Source organism: Martelella mediterranea DSM 17316, assembly GCF_002043005.1.
GTDB classification, from domain to species: domain Bacteria; phylum Pseudomonadota; class Alphaproteobacteria; order Rhizobiales; family Rhizobiaceae; genus Martelella; species Martelella mediterranea.
This window is the reverse complement of the sequence record NZ_CP020330.1, coordinates 1088826-1102852: the sequence shown is the minus strand read 5'-3', so window position 1 is coordinate 1102852 and position 14027 is coordinate 1088826. Positions and strand designations below refer to the sequence as shown.

Annotated in this window: 15 protein-coding genes and 1 tRNA gene; 6 read left to right on the top strand and 10 right to left on the bottom strand. The window is 61.5% G+C overall.

Going from position 1 to position 14027, the window contains the following annotated elements; translation table 11 throughout:
* Window positions 1-287 precede the first annotated feature (287 nt).
* From amt to tesB, 3 genes are all read right to left on the bottom strand, one after another.
* On the bottom strand, window positions 288-1622 hold the full coding sequence (amt, locus tag Mame_RS05060) for an ammonium transporter (protein ID WP_018064834.1): 1335 nt from the start codon (window positions 1620-1622) through the stop codon (window positions 288-290).
* A gap of 22 nt (window positions 1623-1644) precedes the next feature.
* Window positions 1645-1995 (bottom strand): P-II family nitrogen regulator, encoded by a 351-nt coding sequence (locus tag Mame_RS27110; protein ID WP_018064835.1) that lies wholly within the window; start codon window positions 1993-1995, stop codon window positions 1645-1647.
* 331 nt (window positions 1996-2326) lie between these two features.
* Window positions 2327-3223, bottom strand: a complete 897-nt coding sequence (gene tesB, locus Mame_RS05050) for an acyl-CoA thioesterase II (protein WP_018064836.1) — start codon at window positions 3221-3223, stop codon at window positions 2327-2329.
* Between the two features lie 99 nt (window positions 3224-3322).
* On the opposite strand from tesB, the gene Mame_RS05045 reads away from it, so the two are divergent.
* A complete protein-coding gene (locus tag Mame_RS05045) occupies window positions 3323-4537 on the top strand; it encodes a ubiquinone biosynthesis hydroxylase (RefSeq protein WP_018064837.1) in 1215 nt (404 codons plus the stop codon).
* A 125-nt stretch (window positions 4538-4662) separates the two neighbouring features.
* Here the strand turns inward: Mame_RS05045 and Mame_RS05040 are convergent, their stop codons facing one another.
* Complete coding sequence (locus Mame_RS05040; RefSeq protein WP_033410173.1) at window positions 4663-5193, bottom strand: sigma-70 family RNA polymerase sigma factor; 531 nt, start codon at window positions 5191-5193, stop codon at window positions 4663-4665.
* A 41-nt stretch (window positions 5194-5234) separates the two neighbouring features.
* Window positions 5235-5429 (bottom strand): NepR family anti-sigma factor, encoded by a 195-nt coding sequence (locus tag Mame_RS05035; RefSeq protein WP_079920695.1) that lies wholly within the window; start codon window positions 5427-5429, stop codon window positions 5235-5237.
* Window positions 5430-5599: 170 nt separating this feature from the next.
* Between Mame_RS05035 and Mame_RS05030 the strand changes: the two genes are divergently transcribed.
* Together Mame_RS05030 and Mame_RS05025 are read left to right on the top strand one after the other, a co-directional pair.
* Window positions 5600-6394 carry a response regulator gene (locus tag Mame_RS05030; protein ID WP_018064840.1) on the top strand — a complete coding sequence of 265 codons (795 nt, stop codon included), beginning with the start codon at window positions 5600-5602 and terminating at the stop codon, window positions 6392-6394.
* Window positions 6395-6505: 111 nt separating this feature from the next.
* Window positions 6506-6670 (top strand): DUF1328 domain-containing protein, encoded by a 165-nt coding sequence (locus Mame_RS05025; protein WP_018064841.1) that lies wholly within the window; start codon window positions 6506-6508, stop codon window positions 6668-6670.
* A 127-nt stretch (window positions 6671-6797) separates the two neighbouring features.
* Here the strand turns inward: Mame_RS05025 and Mame_RS05020 are convergent, their stop codons facing one another.
* Window positions 6798-6998, bottom strand: coding sequence for a CsbD family protein (locus Mame_RS05020; protein ID WP_018064842.1), 201 nt, complete (start codon window positions 6996-6998; stop codon window positions 6798-6800).
* Window positions 6999-7276: 278 nt separating this feature from the next.
* On the opposite strand from Mame_RS05020, the gene Mame_RS05015 reads away from it, so the two are divergent.
* Window positions 7277-9001: a CHASE domain-containing protein gene (locus Mame_RS05015; RefSeq protein ID WP_018064843.1), complete on the top strand. Its 1725-nt coding sequence runs from the start codon at window positions 7277-7279 to the stop codon at window positions 8999-9001.
* 58 nt (window positions 9002-9059) lie between these two features.
* On the opposite strand, the gene Mame_RS05010 is transcribed toward Mame_RS05015, so the two are convergent.
* A tRNA-Leu gene (locus Mame_RS05010) sits at window positions 9060-9144 on the bottom strand.
* A gap of 171 nt (window positions 9145-9315) precedes the next feature.
* Between Mame_RS05010 and Mame_RS05005 the strand changes: the two genes are divergently transcribed.
* Window positions 9316-9897, top strand: coding sequence for a YqaA family protein (locus Mame_RS05005; RefSeq protein ID WP_018064844.1), 582 nt, complete (start codon window positions 9316-9318; stop codon window positions 9895-9897).
* 51 nt (window positions 9898-9948) lie between these two features.
* The gene (locus Mame_RS05000) at window positions 9949-10452 is read left to right on the top strand and encodes a disulfide bond formation protein B (RefSeq protein WP_018064845.1); all 504 of its coding nucleotides are present in this window, start codon (window positions 9949-9951) and stop codon (window positions 10450-10452) included.
* A 15-nt stretch (window positions 10453-10467) separates the two neighbouring features.
* Here the strand turns inward: Mame_RS05000 and Mame_RS04995 are convergent, their stop codons facing one another.
* The 3 genes from Mame_RS04995 to Mame_RS04985 form a co-directional block, all read right to left on the bottom strand.
* Window positions 10468-11460 (bottom strand): KpsF/GutQ family sugar-phosphate isomerase, encoded by a 993-nt coding sequence (locus Mame_RS04995; RefSeq protein WP_018064846.1) that lies wholly within the window; start codon window positions 11458-11460, stop codon window positions 10468-10470.
* 64 nt (window positions 11461-11524) lie between these two features.
* Window positions 11525-12412 (bottom strand): UTP--glucose-1-phosphate uridylyltransferase GalU, encoded by an 888-nt coding sequence (gene galU / locus Mame_RS04990; RefSeq protein ID WP_018064847.1) that lies wholly within the window; start codon window positions 12410-12412, stop codon window positions 11525-11527.
* A 155-nt stretch (window positions 12413-12567) separates the two neighbouring features.
* Window positions 12568-14022, bottom strand: a complete 1455-nt coding sequence (locus tag Mame_RS04985; protein ID WP_026173483.1) for a glutamate synthase subunit beta — start codon at window positions 14020-14022, stop codon at window positions 12568-12570.
* Window positions 14023-14027 lie beyond the last annotated feature (5 nt).

Here is a 14027-nt window from a genome sequence, read left to right as displayed (position 1 = left end):
TAGGGCAGGCTCGTTTCCGAAGTGTTCGTTCTTTTCACGGCAAGCTTTCAAGCCTCGCATAGAGGCTACCCGCAACGCGGCAGGAAACAGCGGATTCGGTCTTGGCTCGGGGCGCCCGAGGCGCGCCCTTGAAGCAGGCCTTTTTCGAACTTCATGTTTCGGGACGCTTCGTGGATATCTGCGGCTTTCGCCTCGCCACGAAATAATGAACCCGCCGGTCTGACCGGCGGGTTCTGCGATGCATGCTGAAATCGTCCGGGGTCGCCGCATGGCGGCCCCGGTCGGGCTTACATGAATTCCGGGTAGGCTTCGACGCCGACCTCGGACTTGTCGAGACCCATCTCTTCTTCCTCCGGCGAGACACGGATGCCCATGATGGCCTTGAGGATGAACCAGATGACGAACGACACGATGAAGGTGAAGGCGCCGATGGCGACGATACCGACAATCTGGGTGCCGAAGGACGTGCCGTCATTGGTCAGCGGTACGATGAAGGTACCCCAGATACCGGCAACAAGGTGGACCGGGATCGCGCCGACGACGTCGTCGATCTTCAGCTTGTCGAGCAGCGGCACGACGACGATGACGATCACGCCACCGATACCGCCGATGAACAGGGCCGCCGGAACGGACGGCGTCAGCGGTTCGGCCGTGATCGAGACCAGACCGGCGAGCGCGCCGTTCAGGACCATGGTGACGTCGACCTTCTTGTAGACGATCTGCAGCAGGATCATCGTGACAACCGCGCCGGCCGCAGCGGCCAGGTTGGTGTTGACGAAGATCTTGGAGACATCGCCGGCATCCGCGATCGAGCCGATGGCAAGCTGCGAGGCGCCGTTGAAGCCGAACCAGCCGAGCCACAGGATGAAGGTGCCGAGAACGGCGAGCGGGATGTTGGAGCCCGGCATCGGATGAACGGAGCCGTCAGCGGCATATTTGCCCGTACGCGCCCCGAGAACAAGCGCACCGGCCAGAGCGGCCCAGCCGCCAACCGAGTGAACCAGCGTCGAACCGGCGAAGTCGGAGAAGCCCATTTCGGAAAGCCAGCCGCCGCCCCACTGCCAGGAACCCGTGATCGGGTAGAGAATACCGGTCAGGATGACGGTGAAGATGATGAACGGCCAGAACTTGATGCGCTCGGCAACCGTACCGGACACGATCGAGGCGGTGGTGGCGCAGAACACCATCTGGAAGAACCAGTCGGAGGCAACCGAATAACCGGCAGCGCCGTCATCCATGCCGGGGCCCGGGAAGACGTAGGGGCCAAACGAGCCCATGAAGCCGCCGTCAACGCCGGTATACATCAGGTTGTAGCCGGTGAACCAGAACATGATGCCGCCGACCGCATAGAGGGCGATGTTCTTCAGGCCCTGCATCGAAGCGTTCTTCTTGCGCACCAGGCCCATTTCCAGCATGGCGAAGCCTGCGGCCATCCACATGACCAGGAAGCCGCCGATGAGGAACAGCAAGGTGTTGAAGATCACGACCGTATCAGCGGCGGGCGCGCCCGAGGCCACTTCAACCACGGCCTCTGCGGCCTCTTCCTGAGCGAAGGCAGGAAAGGCGGCGGTCGCTGCGGCAAGGGCAGCAAAACCCGCAATATATTTGAGTTTGGAAGACATAGACTGATTACCCCCTGCTGATTTACAGCGCTTCGGAATCGGTTTCGCCGGTGCGGATACGCACGGCCTGTTCGATGGAATAGACAAAGATCTTGCCGTCGCCGATCTGTCCGGTCTTGGCGGAGGAGGCGATCGCCTCGACAGCCTTTTCGACCACATCGGCGGCGACCGCGACTTCGATCTTCAGCTTGGGAAGAAAGCTGACGGCATATTCGGTACCGCGATAGATCTCGGTGTGCCCCTTCTGCCGGCCGTAACCTTTCACTTCGGTCACGGTCAGGCCCTGAATGCCGACGGCGGTGAGGGCCTCACGCACCTCATCCAGCTTGAACGGCTTTATGATGGCCATCACAATTTTCATCTGGTTTCCCATCCTTTGTTACCCGCAGCTTCGAAAAGCCGGTTCTCCTTACCGCCCTCGAATAGAAATTCGTCAGCGGCCTATCGCAGACATACAAAGACCGTGCCAGTTTGGAACTGACGTCACAAATAATTGATATTAATGGGATATTTTCGGGAAGATATGTGCGACGAAATGCCCGCCACAAAGTTGCGGCGATTCCGTGCGTTATTTTTGGCAATTGCCTTTTTTTTATGCAAATGCCGGAATGAGAATCAGACACGCCCTCTCAGGCCGTCAATCAGAAGGCCCAGCATGCGCGCAATATGGGCATTTTCATCCTCTTCGGCGTCATAGCGCCGGGCTACGCCTTTTTGTAGAACGGCCAGGCGTGATCGCGAATGCGGATCAGGCCTTCCTGTGCGACGGAGGCCACCAGCGTGCCGTCGCGGCTGAAGATGCGGCCATGGGCAAAGCCCCGGCCGCCATTTGCCGAAGGACTTTCCTGCGAATAAAGCAGCCAGTCATCAGTCTCGAACGGCCGATGGAACCAGACCGCATGGTCGAGGCTCGCCGCCTGCACCCGGTCGGAAAAGACTGAACTCTGGTGCGCATAGAGCGTCGCGTCGAGCAGGGTCATGTCCGACATGTAGGCGAGAAACGCGGTCTGATAGTCGCGCCCGTGCGGCGACGGACCATTGGCCCGAATCCAGATATTCTGCTGGCCGCCGGGTTTCTTGCGCCAGAGAAAATTGTCGAGGTCAACGGGCCTGATCTCGATTGGCCGCTCTCGCATCCAGTAATTGCGCACCGGAGCCGGCGCGTTCTCGGCATCATTCATGATGTCGCTCCCCGCCAGCTCTTCAGGCGGCGGAACATCGGGCATGGCATGCTGATGCTCAAAGCCATCCTCCTCGATCTGAAACGAGGCGGTCATGATGAAAATCGGCTGGCCGTGCTGGATGGCGCGGACGCTGCGGGTGGAAAAGCTGCGCCCATCGCGCAACCGCTCGACCTGGAAGATGATCGGCACCTCGGTATCGCCGGGACGCATGAAATAGCCGTGGAGCGAGTGAACGAGATGCCCTTCGGGAGCCGTTCTCTGGGTCGCCACCAGCGACTGGGCAACGACCTGACCGCCAAAGACGCGCTGCCAGGTGGTGGCAGGGCTCTGGCCGCGATAAAGGTTCTCCTCGAGCCGCTCGAGATCGAGAAGAGCGGCGAGCGCCTTGCCGCCGTGGTCATTGCCGGGCTGTGACATTTGAACGCGGTCCCTATATATCCCATGAGTATCGCAATGGCCTATAACAGCTTTGCTGAGAAGGAGCGAGATATGGCGAGACGCAGGAAGGATCGGGATATGAAGGATATCGTCATCGTAGGCGGCGGCTATGTCGGGCTCTCGGTCGCGGTCGCGGTCAAGAAAGCAGCGCCCCACCTCGACATCGAGCTGATGGAGGCGGCGCCGGCCCATGTGTGGGAAAAGGACGAGCGCGCCTCCGCCATTATCGCAGCCGCGATCAACATGCTGAAAACGCTGGAACTGTGGGACGAGATCAAGGACCACGCCCAGCCGATCAACGAGATGATCGTCACCGATTCGGAGACCGGCGAGCCGGTCAAGCCGGTGTTCCTCACCTTCGGCGAACGCGGTGAGGCGAGCGACCCCTTCGCCTACATGATCCCGAATGTCGCGATGGTCAGGGCGCTGCGCCGGGCGGCCGACACGCTCGGCATCACGATCCGCCACGACGCCGCCGTGACCGATTTTTCGGCCGAGGGCGGCCATGCGAAACTCACCCTTGCCGACGGCGAGAAGATCGCGACGCGGCTGGTGGTTGCCTGCGACGGCGTGCGCTCGCGGCTGCGCGACATGGCCGGCATCAAGACGGTCAAATTCGACTATGGCCAGTCCGGCATCGTCACCACCGTCGCCCATGAGCGCCTGCATAACGGCCGGGCGGAAGAGCATTTCCTGCCGGCGGGCCCCTTCGCCATCCTGCCGCTGACCGGTAACCGTTCCTCGCTGGTCTGGACAGAGCGCACCGAAGATGCCCAACGCCTTGTCGACAGCGACGACATGGTGTTCGAGGCCGAGCTGGAGCGCCGCTTCGGGCATCATCTCGGCAAACTCACGCTGGCCGGCGGCAGGCGCGCCTTTCCGCTGGGCCTCACGCTGTCGCGCTCGTTCATCGCGCCGCGGCTGGCGCTGGCAGGCGACGCGGCCCACGGCATCCACCCGATTTCGGGCCAGGGCCTCAATCTCGGCTTCAAGGATGTCGCGGCTCTTGCCCAGACCATCGTGGAAGCGGATCGCAATGGCCTCGACATCGGCGCGCTCGACACGCTGGAGCGTTATCAGCGCTGGCGGCGGTTCGACACGGTGCGCATGGGCATGACCACTGATGTGCTGAACCGGCTGTTTTCCAACGATATCGGCCCGTTGCGCATGGCCCGCGATTTCGGCCTCGGCGTGGTCGATCGCATGCCCCGGCTGAAGCGCTATTTCATCGAGGAAGCCTCCGGCCGGACGGCTCGAGACCTGCCGAAACTTCTGGCCGGCGAGCCGCTCTGAGCAAGGCGGGGCGGCTTGCTTCTCAAGCCTGCACCCCTTCAGGACGTTACATCAAAGCTGACGAAAATCGAAAGGGCCGGTCAATGACCGGCCCTTTGCAGTATCGGTTTTGCGCGCATCGCGTCTCAGCCCGGACGCGACACGAAGGCGCGGCTGACCACGCTTGCCGAATTGGCGTCGGGGCCGAATTCGGTTTCGCCGGTAATGTCCAGCAATTCCTGCAGCTTGCCGCGGGCGCGGGCAATGCGGCTCTTGATCGTGCCGATCGCGCAATGGCAGATTTCGGCTGCCTCTTCATAGGAAAAGCCCGATGCGCCGACCAGAATGATCGCCTCCCGCTGATCGCTCGGCAGTTTGTTCAGCGCTTCGCGGAAGTCCCGAAGGTCCATCGCGCCATATTGCGCGGGATGGGTGGAAAGCCGCTCGGTGAAGACATTGTCGGAATCCTGGATTTCACGACCGCTCTTGCGCATCTGGCTGTAGAACTCGTTGCGCAGGATGGTGAACAGCCAGGCCTTGATATTGGTGCCCGCGGCAAAGCTGTCCTGCTTGGCCCAGGCCTTCATGATCGTGTCCTGAACCAGATCGTCGGCGAGATCCTGATGGCCGCAGAGCGAGACGGCGAAGGCGCGCAGGCTTGGCACCGTCTTCAGCATATCCCGCTTGAAACTCGTATCTTCGACTGTTGCCACGGCGATCACCCCTTTTTTCTGGGCGCGGATGCGGCCTCGGCCGCGTCCAGACGCTCGAGAAGATCGAGAAACCGATCCGGGATTTCCTCCTGTTCGACAGCATTGTAGAGAGCCTTGAGGCGTCTGCTGATCGCCTCTTCGGGACTCTTGGCCGTACCGGGCATGTTCGAACCTTGTTCAAGGTCGCTATTGTTCTTCACCAGTTTTCGCCTCGCTACATTCCAACGATTCCATTCAAGCCGAAAACGCGGCCCAAAATAAAATGTTCCGCTCTTCGGGAACTTTTTTTCGTCTCCCGCATTCTTGCTTCTTGAGGAATGCTCTAAAAGAGATACCCGCAACGACCTATCGAGGCAGGAGACTACCAGACATGTCGCTTTCAACACGTATCGCCGCCCATCTACCCTACCTCAGGCGTTACGCACGTGCCGTTACCGGCTCCCAGACATCGGGCGACGCCTATGTTGCCGCCGTACTCGAAACGCTGATCGAAGACGTTTCGCTCTTTCCGGAGGACGGCGACGATAAAGTCTCGCTCTATAAACTCTTCTCTCAGCTTTTCAGTTCCACAACGATCGAAATCGAGGAAATCGAATCGCCCTTTTCCTGGGAAAAGCGGGCTGCGGCCAATCTCATGGCGCTGCCGGCCAAGCCCCGCCAGGCCTTTCTGCTGATCTCGCTCGAAAACTTCTCCCATGAGGAAACCGCCCAGATTCTGGACGTCGAGAGCGATAGCGTTTCCAACCTCATCGATGAGGCCTCTTCGGAAATCGCGCGTCAGGTGGCGACCGATATCATGATCATCGAGGACGAACCGCTGATCGCCATGGATATCGAACAGATGGTGGAAAGTCTGGGCCACCGCGTCACCGGCATCGCACGCACCCACGCCGAAGCCGTCGACCTGTTCAAATCCTCGCGTCCGCGCATGGTGCTCGCCGATATCCAGCTTGCCGATGGCAGCTCGGGCATCGACGCGGTCAACGATATCCTTGCCACCGAATCGTTGCCGGTGATCTTCATCACCGCCTTCCCGGAAAGGCTTCTGACGGGCGAGCGTCCAGAGCCGACCTTCCTGGTCACCAAGCCCTTTAACCCCGACATGGTCAAGGCGCTGATCAGCCAGGCGCTGTTCTTCCAGGAACATCACGAACAGGCTGCTTGAGCCTTAAAACTTCCGTAAGCATGAGGGCGGCTCCGGCCGCCCTTTTTCATTGGGACCGGAACTCCGGTGGCCCTCGGGCGTTTTCCCTCTACAAACACAAGGAGAATGTCCATGCTTTACTATGCCGTTGTTTTCCTGGTGATAGCCCTGGTCGCTGCCGCACTTGGTTTCGGCGGCATTGCCGGCGCCTCAGCAGGTATCGCGCAGATTCTGTTCTTTCTGTTTCTGCTGTTCTTCGCCGTCGCGGTCATCGTGAACTTCGCGCGCAGCCGATAGAACCGAGTTTCCCCTCCCGAAAACGGGCCGCCTGTTGGCGGCCCGTTTTTTGTTGTCGTGTTCTGGCAAACAAAAAAGGGCGGGAGCGCCTTGGCGCTCCCGCCCTTTAAACTTTCATATCGCGATATCAGTGCGAACTGTTCATCCAGCTATCCACATCGCGTTCGGCCTCGTCACGCTCCTTGCCGTAGCGCTCCTGGATCTTGCCCACGAGCTTTTCGCGGTTGCCGGCAACGACATCGAGGTCGTCATTGGTCAGCTTGCCCCAACGGGCCTGCACTTCGCCGGTAAACTGCTTCCAGTTGCCTTCAATACGGTCCCAATTCATAAGCCTGCTCCTTTCAGCTTAGCTTTCACTATGCCCAATCAACGCGCCACCCGATCCGGCAGTTCCATACCATCGTCGAAGATTGACAAGCCTCCGAAAAACAGGAATGTACGAACGCAGGCACTGAGTGCCGGTGCGCACAAGCAAAATGAATCAAATGCTTCATCGGTCACGTGCTTCTTTCGGCACATATTCGCGAATAACCGAAGTCATTTCACTTTCTTGGCGCGTGTGAGTGAAATTGGCCGGCTGGAAGCCGGTCGGGCTGTGAAGAAAACATGCGATTCGACAAGGCAGACAACGGCACTGTTTCGACCATCAGCCGCATCCTCCCCGCGCTGGTGTTTCTGGTGGTGGCCATTATCGGCATCGGCATGTCGTTTTCGATCTACCGGGCGTCCGAGGTCGAGCGCCGCGCCAAGTTCGAGGTCGTCGCCGGCGACGCCACCGACCGGATCGTCAACCGTTTCTACCAGCACATGTCGCTCCTGGAGGCGACCAAGGCGTTCTTCGAGGCAACCGACGGCAATATCGACCGCTCCGCCTTCCGCACCTATGTCGGTGGCCTTGATACCGAAGGACGCTATGACGGCATCCAGGGCATCGGCTTCGCCCGGATGGTCTATGCCGGAAACGAGGGCCGCGCCGAGGACATGATCGGTCGGGCCTATGGTGAGAACCACCCGATATGGCCCGAAACCGACCAGGATTACCGTGCCGCCGTGGTGCTGCTGGAGCCGGACAATGAGCGCAACCGCGCCGCCATCGGCTACGACATGTACAGCGATCCGGTACGTCGCGACGCCATGGCCAAGGCCTTTGCCAGCGATACGCCGCGCGCCAGCGGCCCCGTGGAACTGGTGCAGGAAATCACCGAGAACAAGCAGGCCGGCTTTCTGCTCTATTTGCCGTTCAAGATGGATCGCGGCGAGAACAATGCGGACGGCAATCTGCCGCTTTCCGGGTTTATCTATGCGCCGTTTCGCGCCGGCGATCTCTATCGCGCGGTGATGAACGCCTCGCCTGCGCTGCCCGTGGCCATCCACGCCTACGACAAGGATGCGCCCGAAATTCCGTTGTTCGAATCCGCGACCTATGATGCCGCATTGGAGCGCAGCGCGCTCACCTCGTCCCGTGAGGTCGATATCGCCGGCAGGACGTGGGTGCTGGAGATGACGCCGAGCGCGGCATTCGAGAAGGCCGCCTTCGATATCACGCCCTTTGTCGTCGGCTGCGTGGCGCTGCTGCTGGCGGTCGCCCTCGCTCTTGCCGCGCAATGGCAGATCAAGGCGCTGGCCGCGGCCCGCGAGGTTCAGCGCGTAACCGAGAAATCCCTGCAGGAACGCGAGCTGATGCTGCAGGAGATGAAGCACCGGATCAAAAATTCGATCGCCCGCATGCTCGCGATCGCCCGCCAGACCGCCCACCACTCCGAAAGCCTCGAGCAGTTCGTCGAATCCTATTCCGCCCGGCTGCAGGCCATGTCGACGGCGCAGGATGTGCTGACCCGTTCGCGCTGGCAGCGCGCCGACCTGAAGGAGCTGCTGAACAAGGAACTGGAGCAGGTGTTCGGCAATGGTGAATCGCATTACGAGGTCTACGGCCCGAGCGCGGAGATCGACGAGAAGGCGACCCAGGCCTTCAGCCTCACCTTCCATGAACTGGCCACCAACGCGCTCAAATATGGCGGCATGTCGGGCGACGGCGCGGGCCTGAAGGTCTCGTGGAGCTTTCAGGGCACGGGCGCCGAGCGCAAGCTGAAGCTGATATGGGAGGAAACCGGCGCCGGCCCCGTCGCGCCGCCGGAACGCAAGGGCTTCGGCACCCGCCTGATCGACGCCAACATCATAGGCGAGCTGAGCGGCACGATCGAACGCCAGTACGGCGAGGACGGCCTGAAGATCGAGATCACCTTCCCGAACCCCACCAAGCGGACAGCACCGCGCCGCTCCCGCTGGCGCCGCACCCGCCGCGCGCGGCTGGCGGAAAAGAAGGGCGAGTGAGCCGCTGCGCCGGATCAATGGAGGCGCTGCGTCTCGGATCAGCGATGTGCGGGAAAGATGGTGCCCCTTGCCGGAATCGAACCAGCACTCCTTTCGGAACCTGATTTTGAGTCAGGCGCGTCTACCAGTTCCGCCAAAGGGGCCCTTTGCCTCGTCTGAAGGCAGGCATGGCGGAATATAAGGAGATCGGCACGGGCGTCAACACGCTTCTGACGCCGGGCATGCACAAATTTGAGCCATGCGGCTCTTGAGTGATGGACATGGCGGGCCGAAGACAGCATTCTCCGGCGACGCAAATCAACCCCGGACGATCCATGCTGCGCAGACTTTACAACTGGACGCTTTCGCTTGCCGCCAACCGCAATGCCGAGCGCGTTCTTTTCGGGATATCATTCGCCGAAAGCTCGTTCTTTCCGATCCCGCCGGATGTGTTGTTGATCCCGATGGTGATCGCGCGGCCGGCGAAATGGTTCCGGATCGCGCTGATCTGCACGCTGGCTTCGATACTCGGCGCGATCGCCGGCTACCTGATCGGCATGTTCCTGTTCGAGCAGGTGGCCCGCCCGATCCTCGATTTCTACGGCAAGCAGGATTCGTTCGATCGGGTGGCCGAATGGTACAACACCTGGGGCGGCTGGGGCGTGCTGTTTGCCGCCATCACGCCCTTCCCCTACAAGGTGCTGACGCTTTTTTCCGGCGCCACGGGCCTCAACTTCGGCATTTTCCTGCTGGTCAGCGTGATCGGGCGGTCGTTCCGGTTTTTCCTGATCGCCTGGCTGCTCAACCGCTACGGCCCGCCGATCCGCGATTTCATCGAGAAATATCTCGGTCTTCTTTTCACCGTATTCGTCGTTCTTCTGGCGGGCGGGTTCTATCTGGTCAAATATGTTTTCTAGATCAATTTCGCGCGTATCGGCGCTGTTCCGGCCGCGCTTCAAGAGGGTTTCATGACCGCGCGTTCTTACTCCCGCATTCCGATCAGCCTGACGCTGTCGACGCTCGCCATGGCCGTCACGGTCGGGACGGCGCTCGGCTTCGAGCATCTCGGCGGCTATATCCCCTGCCATCTCTGCCTTCTGGAGCGCAACCCCTATTATATTGGCGTGCCGGTCGGCATTCTCGGCCTTCTTGCCTGGCGCTTCGGCCTGCCGCGCCTTGTCGCGCGGCTGGCGCTTCTCGTCATTGCCGGGCTGATGGTCTGGGGCATGGTCATGGGCGTCTATCACGCCGGCGTCGAATGGCACTGGTGGGCAGGGCCTTCCGATTGCTCGGGCTCGATGGCCGGCGTCACCACCAACGCCATGGACCTGCTCGGCGATCTCAACAGCGTCACCGGCCCGAAATGCGACGAGGCGGCGCTGCGCGTGCTCGGCCTGTCCTTCGCCGGCTGGAACGTGGTCGCAAGCCTGGCGATCGCGGCGATCGCGCTCTGGGGTGCGCGCGGGAAATAAGCCGGGCAGAGAGCCTCAGGCCGCGCCGATCCGCAGGAAATCGTGGAAGTGGACGATGCCGAGCGGGCGGTTGTTCTCGTCGACCACCATCAGCGCGGAAATATTGTGCTTTTGCAGAAGCGCCATGGCGGCGGAGACCAGCATGGTCTTGCCGACCGTCTTCGGCGCCGCGGTCATCACGTCTTCCACGGCAAGCTTGCTCATGTCGCGGGCAAGATTGCGGGCGAGATCGCCATCGGTGATGATGCCGGCGAGCCGTCCATCCTCCGTCAGCACGCCGACGCAGCCGAAACGGCGCTGCGACAGCACCATGATCGCCTCCGGCAGCGGCGTGCCGGCGGGCACGAGCGGCACCTCATCCCCGACATGCATGATATCGGCGACATGGGAGAGCAGCGCGCCGAGCTTGCCGCCCGGATGATAGATCTTGAAATCGACCGCGGAAAAGCCGCGCGCCTCCAGGAGTGCGATCGCCAGCGCATCGCCCAGCGCAAGCTGCATCGTGGTGGAGGTCGTGGGCGCAAGCCCGTGCGGACAGGCTTCCTCCGCCTTCGGTAGGTCGAGCACGATATCGGCCGCCAGCGCCAACGAGGATTGGCGGCCCGAGGTGATTGCGATCAACGGAATGGCAAACCGCCGCGTATAGGCGACAAGCGCGGTCAGCTCGCTGCTTTCCCCGCTCCACGACAAGGCGAGCACGGCGTCCTTCTGGGAGATCATGCCCATATCGCCGTGATTGGCTTCGGCGGGATGCACGAAGAAGGCCGGCGTGCCGGTGGAGGCGAAGGTGGCGGCGATCTTGGTGCCGACATGGCCGCTCTTGCCGACGCCCGAGACGATCACATGTCCGGCCGTCTGCCTGAGCAGCGCCACGGCCTTCTCGAACGGCTCGGCCAGCCCGTTGCCGAGCGCCGCCGACAAGGCCTCCAGCCCCTTACGCTCAAATTCGAGCGTCCTCAGCCCCGAAAGGGCCGCCTCTCCCAAAGCATTTTCATTCACATCCGCCATGCCACGCTGTTAGCGCCTTTGCCGGATTCAATCAATAGAATGGTTGGGGATGGCGCAATCGAGGCTACTTCAACGCGGCAATCAGCGCCTTCAACTCGTTCTCCACCTTCGGACGGATATCGTCGCGCTTCAGGGCGAGCGCCACATTGGCGATGATGAAGCCTTCCTTGGAGCCGCAGTCGAAGGTCTGGCCGTCGAACTTGTAGCCGTAGAAATCCTGTTCTTTGGCGAGCGTCAGCATGCCGTCGGTAAGCTGGATCTCGTTGCCCGCGCCGCGCGCGGTCTTGCCCAGGATCGGGAAGATTTCCGGCTGGAGAATGTAGCGGCCATTGATGAAATAATTCGACGGCGCGGTGCCCTTTTCCGGCTTCTCCACCATTTCGGTGATCCTGAAGCCGCTGCCGATCGCCTCGCCAACGCCGACAATGCCGTATTTATGCGCCTGTTCGGGATCGCATTCCTCGACGGAGACGACATTGCCGCCGGCGACCTCATAGACATCCATCATGCCCTTCAGGCAGGGCGTCTCGGCATCCATCACCATATCCGGCAGGATCAGGGCGAACGGGTCGTGGCCGACGATCTCGCGCGCGCACCAGACCGCGTGGCCGAGGCCATGGGGCTCCTGCTGGCGGGTGAAGGTGGAGGTGCCGGCCTTGGGCAGCAGGCTCGAAAGCAGGCTCAGCTCGGCATTCTTGTTGCGGGCCTTCAGCGTCGATTCCAGCTCGTACTGGATATCGAAATAATCCTCGATAACGTTCTTGTTGCGGCCGGTGACGAACACGAAATGCTCGATCCCCGCCTCGATCGCCTCGTCGACCACATACTGGATGATCGGCTTGTCGACCACCGGCAACATTTCCTTCGGCACAACCTTGGTGGCGGGAAGAAACCGCGTTCCGAGCCCCGCGACCGGAAGCACTGCCTTGCGAACCTTCTTATGCTGAGCCAAGCCCCTCTCCTTTATAGGCAATCATAGAAAACAAATGAACTCTGGCAATATTGTTCAGGTCTAGCAAGAGACAAGGGGCAGCGCAATCAAGCCGCCGCCCCTCGCATAAATTTATCAAAAAAGGTCAGCCCGCTAACGGGAGCGGACCTGCGGCATCACCGCGGCAGCAGGGTCTCGCCCATCAGCGCCTCGTCGATGGCGCGCGCTGCCTGCCGGCCCTCGCGGATCGCCCAGACCACCAGCGACTGGCCGCGGCGCACGTCACCGGCCGTCCAGAACTTGTCGACCGAGGTCTTGTAATCGCTGTCGCTGGCCACGACGTTGACCGAGCCGCGGCTGTCGGTGTTGAGCGTCAACCGGCCTTCCAGATCGGCAAGCACGCCGTCCTTGAACGGGCCGCGGAAGCCGATGGCGATAAAGGCGAGATCGGCCTTGATGACGAATTCCGTGCCGGCGATCGGCTTGCGCTTCTCGTCAACATGGCAGCACTTCACGCCGGTCAGCACGCCGTCTTCGCCCACGAATTCGAGCGTTGCGACCTGGAACTCGCGTACCGCACCTTCGGCCTGCGAGGAAGACGTGCGCATCTTGGTGGCCCAGAACGGCCAGACGGCGAGCTTGTCTTCCTTTTCCGGCGGCTGCGGGCGGATGTCGAGCTGGGTGACCTTGACGGCGCCCTGGCGGAAGGCCGTGCCGACGCAGTCGGACGCGGTATCGCCGCCGCCGACGACGACGACATGCTTGCCGCCGGCAAGGATCGGCTCGGACGGCCAGCCTGTGCTATCGATGTTCTCGCGGCCGACGCGACGGTTCTGCTGCACCAGAAACGGCATCGCATCATGCACGCCGTGCAGCTCGCCGCCGCCGATGCCGGAGGCACGAGGGGTTTCCGAACCACCGCAATAGAGCACCGCGTCGTAATCGGACAGCAGCTGATCCATCTTCACATCGACGCCGACATTGACGCCGCAATGGAAGGTGACGCCCTCGCCGCGCATCTGCTCGACGCGACGGTCAATGAAGTTCTTCTCCATCTTGAAGTCGGGAATGCCGTAGCGCAGCAGGCCGCCGGGCTTCGATTCACGCTCGTAGAGGTCAACCTCGTGGCCAGCGCGGCCAAGCTGCTGGGCTGCTGCCATGCCGGCAGGGCCGGAGCCGATGACGGCCACGCGCTTGCCGGTCTTCACCGTCGCCGGCTGCGGCACGATGAAGCCGAGCTCATAGGCCTTGTCGGCGATCGCCTGCTCGACGGTCTTGATCGAGACCGGAATGTCCTCGAGGTTCAGCGTGCAGGCCTCCTCGCAGGGAGCGGGGCAGACACGGCCGGTGAACTCGGGGAAATTGTTGGTCGAGTGGAGGTTGGCGATCGCCTCTTTCCAGTTGCCGTTATAGACCAGATCGTTCCAGTCCGGGATCTGGTTGTGGATCGGACAGCCGGTCGGGCCATGGCAATAGGGGATGCCGCAATCCATGCAGCGGGCGGCCTGCTTCTGCACCTCGGGGTCCGACATCGGGATCGTGAATTCGCGGAAATGACGGATGCGATCGGAGGCCGGCTGATACTTGGCGACCTGCCGGTCGATTTCCATGAAACCTGTAACTTTACCCATGACTT

Excerpts from the sequence above, each read along its gene's own strand:
- Mame_RS04985 (WP_026173483.1), bottom strand. The coding sequence starts at position 14,022 with ATGGGTAAAGTTACAGGTTTCATGGAAATCGACCGGCAGGTCGCCAAG.
- Mame_RS05005 (WP_018064844.1), top strand. The coding sequence starts at position 9,316 with ATGCTGCGCAGACTTTACAACTGGACGCTTTCGCTTGCCGCCAACCGC.
- Mame_RS05000 (WP_018064845.1), top strand. The coding sequence starts at position 9,949 with ATGACCGCGCGTTCTTACTCCCGCATTCCGATCAGCCTGACGCTGTCG.
- Mame_RS05030 (WP_018064840.1), top strand. The coding sequence starts at position 5,600 with ATGTCGCTTTCAACACGTATCGCCGCCCATCTACCCTACCTCAGGCGT.
- Mame_RS05025 (WP_018064841.1), top strand. The coding sequence starts at position 6,506 with ATGCTTTACTATGCCGTTGTTTTCCTGGTGATAGCCCTGGTCGCTGCC.
- Mame_RS05015 (WP_018064843.1), top strand. The coding sequence starts at position 7,277 with ATGCGATTCGACAAGGCAGACAACGGCACTGTTTCGACCATCAGCCGC.
- amt (WP_018064834.1), bottom strand. The coding sequence starts at position 1,622 with ATGTCTTCCAAACTCAAATATATTGCGGGTTTTGCTGCCCTTGCCGCA.
- Mame_RS27110 (WP_018064835.1), bottom strand. The coding sequence starts at position 1,995 with ATGGGAAACCAGATGAAAATTGTGATGGCCATCATAAAGCCGTTCAAG.
- Mame_RS05045 (WP_018064837.1), top strand. The coding sequence starts at position 3,323 with ATGAAGGATATCGTCATCGTAGGCGGCGGCTATGTCGGGCTCTCGGTC.
- Mame_RS05020 (WP_018064842.1), bottom strand. The coding sequence starts at position 6,998 with ATGAATTGGGACCGTATTGAAGGCAACTGGAAGCAGTTTACCGGCGAA.
- tesB (WP_018064836.1), bottom strand. The coding sequence starts at position 3,223 with ATGTCACAGCCCGGCAATGACCACGGCGGCAAGGCGCTCGCCGCTCTT.
- Mame_RS05040 (WP_033410173.1), bottom strand. The coding sequence starts at position 5,193 with ATGCTGAAGACGGTGCCAAGCCTGCGCGCCTTCGCCGTCTCGCTCTGC.
- Mame_RS04995 (WP_018064846.1), bottom strand. The coding sequence starts at position 11,460 with ATGGCGGATGTGAATGAAAATGCTTTGGGAGAGGCGGCCCTTTCGGGG.